Source organism: Microbacterium sp. B24, from assembly GCF_000333415.1.
GTDB lineage: Bacteria > Actinomycetota > Actinomycetes > Actinomycetales > Microbacteriaceae > Microbacterium.
In genome coordinates this window covers 1-3,787 of record NZ_BADB01000092.1, presented here as the reverse complement: position 1 = coordinate 3,787, position 3,787 = coordinate 1, and the positions used below count along the sequence as shown (strand labels likewise).

Annotated in this window: 3 protein-coding genes; all 3 read right to left on the bottom strand. The window is 69.3% G+C overall.

Translation table 11 applies throughout. From position 1 onward, the window contains the following. Nucleotides 1-312: 312 nt before the first annotated feature. Nucleotides 313-1,629 carry an LLM class flavin-dependent oxidoreductase gene (locus I5I_RS02125; RefSeq protein ID WP_036315917.1) on the bottom strand — a complete coding sequence of 439 codons (1,317 nt, stop codon included), beginning with the start codon at nucleotides 1,627-1,629 and terminating at the stop codon, nucleotides 313-315. Next, complete coding sequence (locus I5I_RS02120; protein ID WP_036315914.1) at nucleotides 1,626-2,936, bottom strand: O-acetylhomoserine aminocarboxypropyltransferase/cysteine synthase family protein; 1,311 nt, start codon at nucleotides 2,934-2,936, stop codon at nucleotides 1,626-1,628. The genes I5I_RS02125 and I5I_RS02120 overlap by 4 nt, the downstream gene beginning before the upstream one ends. 103 nt (nucleotides 2,937-3,039) lie before the next feature. Next, the coding region (locus I5I_RS02115; protein WP_036315911.1) for a hypothetical protein at nucleotides 3,040-3,787 on the bottom strand (748 nt) is incomplete at its 5' end.

Below are 3,787 nucleotides of genomic sequence, written 5' to 3'. Positions count from 1 at the left end.
CTCGTTCCGGCCGAGCGGCGGACGTCATCACGCGGTGGACGCGAAGCTCACCCCCGAGGGTCTCGTCGCGCTGAATGTCGAGTCCAAGGTCGACCAGAAGTCGACGAAGGACATCGCCGCCGCCTGGCTGAAGTCCAACGGCCTGGGCTGACCTCGCGCCCGATTCGCTCTTCTGCGTTTCGATTCGTCTGCGTTTCGACTCGTCACTGCGCTCCTCGCTCAACGACCGGGTACATACCCCCGGTCGTTGAGCGAGCGCGCGTCGAAACGCAGAGCGCAGCGCGTCGAAACGCCGCGCCCTCGGTCGCGGCGTCAGAACGACTGCAGGCTCGCGCGCAGGCCGCCGTCCGACAGCTCGTCGCGCAGGATGCCGCGGCGACGCAGCACCGGTACGAGCTCGTCGAGCGTGCGGTGAATCGTCACGGGGTGCAGGTCGCCCCACAGCAGCACCCCGTCGTTGCCCCACTCGCCGAGTTCCTCGACGAGATCGGCAAACTCCTCCGCCGTGCCCACGAAGCCGGTGCGGTCCGAGATGCGACCCGCCCGTGACAGCGCGGTGAGGTGGGTCCGCAGTGGCGCGGTCGCGGCATCCCGGTCGCCGATGAGTCGACGGATGGATCCCTGCGAGACGTGTTCGGCGAAGATGCCTTCCGGCAGCGGAGCATCCAGATCGAGGACGGTGAGGTCGGTCTCGAGGTCGCTCGACTGCCGTTGGGCGATCGCACGCAGAGCGGCGTCGTCGGGGTGCGCGGAGGCGGCGACGACCCGGTCCGCCTCCTCCGCCGACGAGACGATCACCGGCTGCAGCGCGAACAGGATCTTGACGTCGGACGGCGCCCGCCCGCGCTCCGCGGCGGCGGCGTGGATCTTCGCGCGGTAGGCGCGCACGCTCTGCTCCGTCAGCGGCGCGAGCGCCAGTTGGATGTCGGAGTTCGCGCCCGCGAAGCCGAGCCCACGCCCCGACCCTCCGGGTGAGGCGATGACGGGTTCGCCGCGCCGGAACGGCACGGCATTGAGCGGGCCGTCGAAAGCGAAGTACTCGCCGCGGTGTCGCACCGGATCCAGTTTCGTGCCGTCGGCGTAGACGCCGGTGGCTGCATCGCGCACCAGCGCCCCCTCACCCCACGAGTTCCAGAGGGCGCGGATGCCGTCGAGCCACTCCTCGGCGCGATCGTAGGCCGCGTCGTGGCTCAGCTGTGGAGCGCCACCGAAGTGGCGGGCGCTTCCGGTGTCGGTCACGACGTTCAATCCGAGCCGGTCGCCGCTCAGATGCTGCAGCGTCGCGAACTGGCGGGCGGCCGTGTAGGGAAGGTACGCGGCCGGGTTGACCGTCGGGATCACACCCAGGCGGGTCGTCGCTTGGAAGAGGTACGGGGCCAGCAGCAGCGGGTCGAGCTTCGGACCGCCGAAGGCGTGCCGTACGCGCAGGTCGATGGTCTCGGGCGAGCCGAGCGAGGGCGCGTCCTCGATGAGCACGAACTCGAAGCCGGCACGTTCGAGCTCTCGTGCGGACTGCTGGTAGAGATCGGGACGCGTCCAGTCCCAGTTCCAGTCCAGGTACGGATGCCCCCAGCCATGCGGCCCGAAGCCGCGCGCCAGGAACCAGCCGAAGTGCTGCAGCCGGCTCACGCGAGCACCGCGACGGGAACGTCGCTGGCGACCGACAACGCCTGGGCGAGGTCGTCGATCAAGTCGTGGACGTCTTCGATGCCGATCGAGACCCGCAACGTTCCGGGGTGCACGCCGACCGCGGCGCGCTCGGCGTCGGTCAGCGCCGCGTGGGACGTGGATGCCGGGTGCAGCACGAGCGAGCGCACATCGCCGAGGTGCGTCATGTGGGTGAAGACGTCGAGGGCCTCGACGAACCGGCGCGCCGTCTGGGCGTCACCGTGGAGTGTGAAGCTGAACACGGATCCGAATCCGTCGGCGAGATCGCGCTGGGCGAGTTGATGATCGCGATGCGAAGCGAGACCGACGTAGTCGACCGCGGCCACTTCGGGGCGCGCTTCCAGCCATTGCGCGAGTGCCCACGCGTTGGCGCTCTGGCGCTCGACCCGCAAGCTGAGAGTCTCGATGCCCTGTCCGATCAGAAACGCGTTCAGCGGCGAGGGCGTGGGGCCGAATCGCGGAGCGACCGACTCACGGGCATACGCGATGCGCGCGTCTGCGCCCGTCCGCTCGAAGATGCTCGGGTCTCCGCCCCGACCCGGCGCCACCAGATGCGGGTAGGTCTGCGCGATCGTCGCGGCGTCGATACGGCCACTGTCGACGATGGCGCCGCCGAGCACGCTGCCGTGGCCGGCGAGGAACTTGCTCGCAGAGTGGACCACGATGTCGGCGCCGAGCTCGAGCGGTCGGACGAGGTACGGAGTGGCGAAGGTGTTGTCGATGACCAGAACGATCCCGTGCCGATGCGCGAGCGCCGCAAGCGCCGGAATGTCGACGAGTCGGTTGCTCGCGTTGGAGATCGATTCCGCGAACAGCGCACGGGTCGTCGGGAGGATGGCGGCCTCCCAGGCGGAGAGGTCGTCGATCTCGCTGACGAAATCGGTCGTCACGCCCAAACGTGGCAGGTTTTCGCGCAGCAGGCCGCGGGTTCCCTCGTAGATGTGGGTCGATGCCACAATGTGCTGTCCCGCTTCGAGCAGCGAAAGCAAAGCGACCGTCGTCGCCGCCTGGCCGCTGGCCAGCAGCAGTGCCTGCGAGCCGCCTTCCAGGGCGGCCAGGGTGTGCTCGACCGCGTCGATCGTCGGATTGCCGATGCGCGTGTAGGCGTAGCCCTCTCCCCGACCGAAATGCGCGGCGGCGTCGTCGTACTCGCCGAACTCGAAGCCGGCGGTGAGATAGATCGGTGTCGCACGGGCCGCCGCGATCGCGCCGTGGTCTCGCGGCGGCCGGTCGTGCAGCTGCCGTGTGGTGAATGCTCGCCTGCTCACGGGTCCTCCTGTCGACATCGACGGATCGGGCGTCGATGACCGACCCATCGTCGCGGTCGAGCGCGGTCGAGGACCAATCGCGTTTCGTCGTGTGACGGCCCACTCAGGCCGACGCCGCTCCCGCCCGCGACAGCGCGCGCAGTGCGAGGAACGTCACCCATCTGGAGGGCTCACCGACCTCGACATCCAGGGGGAACCACACCTCGCCGGGAAAGTGAAACCCCTGCAGCCAGCGACCGTCGCTCTGACAGCCGGCACGCACGATCTCGAGAGTGTCGGCGGCGCGCGGATCGAGCGGGATGCCGTCGTGCACGGCCGCCGCGGTGATGTGGTCGGCGGCCTTCAGCGCACTGAACGGCGCTCGGTAGGGATACACGAGCAGATCCGTCCAGGGTCCGACCTGTTCGCCGGTCGACAGGCGGGTGCGCAGACGCCGGGCGAGCAGGTACTCCTCGCCTCGTCGCCGCGAGGCCGTCACAGAGCTGTCACCGCTCAGCTCCTCATACGCGAGCAGGCCGCGCACGGCGTTGATCGTCGAGTGGAACGATGAGCGCACCGACCCGTCGACCCACTCGCAGTTCCATCCGCCGTCCTCCAGCTGATGGGCCGGGAACCATGCGGCGAGCGGCGACATGTCGCGACCCAGCCACGCCCCGTTCGCCAGCGTCATCGCGTTGATGCAGACGTCGACCTCACCGTCCCAATAGGGCAGATCGTCGTACTCCCAACGGGCGCTCACGGCCAGCCGGTCGGCCGTGTCGCCGAGCGCGGCGGCATCCATCCCCCACTCGCGCAGGGTCGTCAGTGTCCAGGTCGTCGCGGTGTACGGCTGACCGGGAATCTCATCCTGG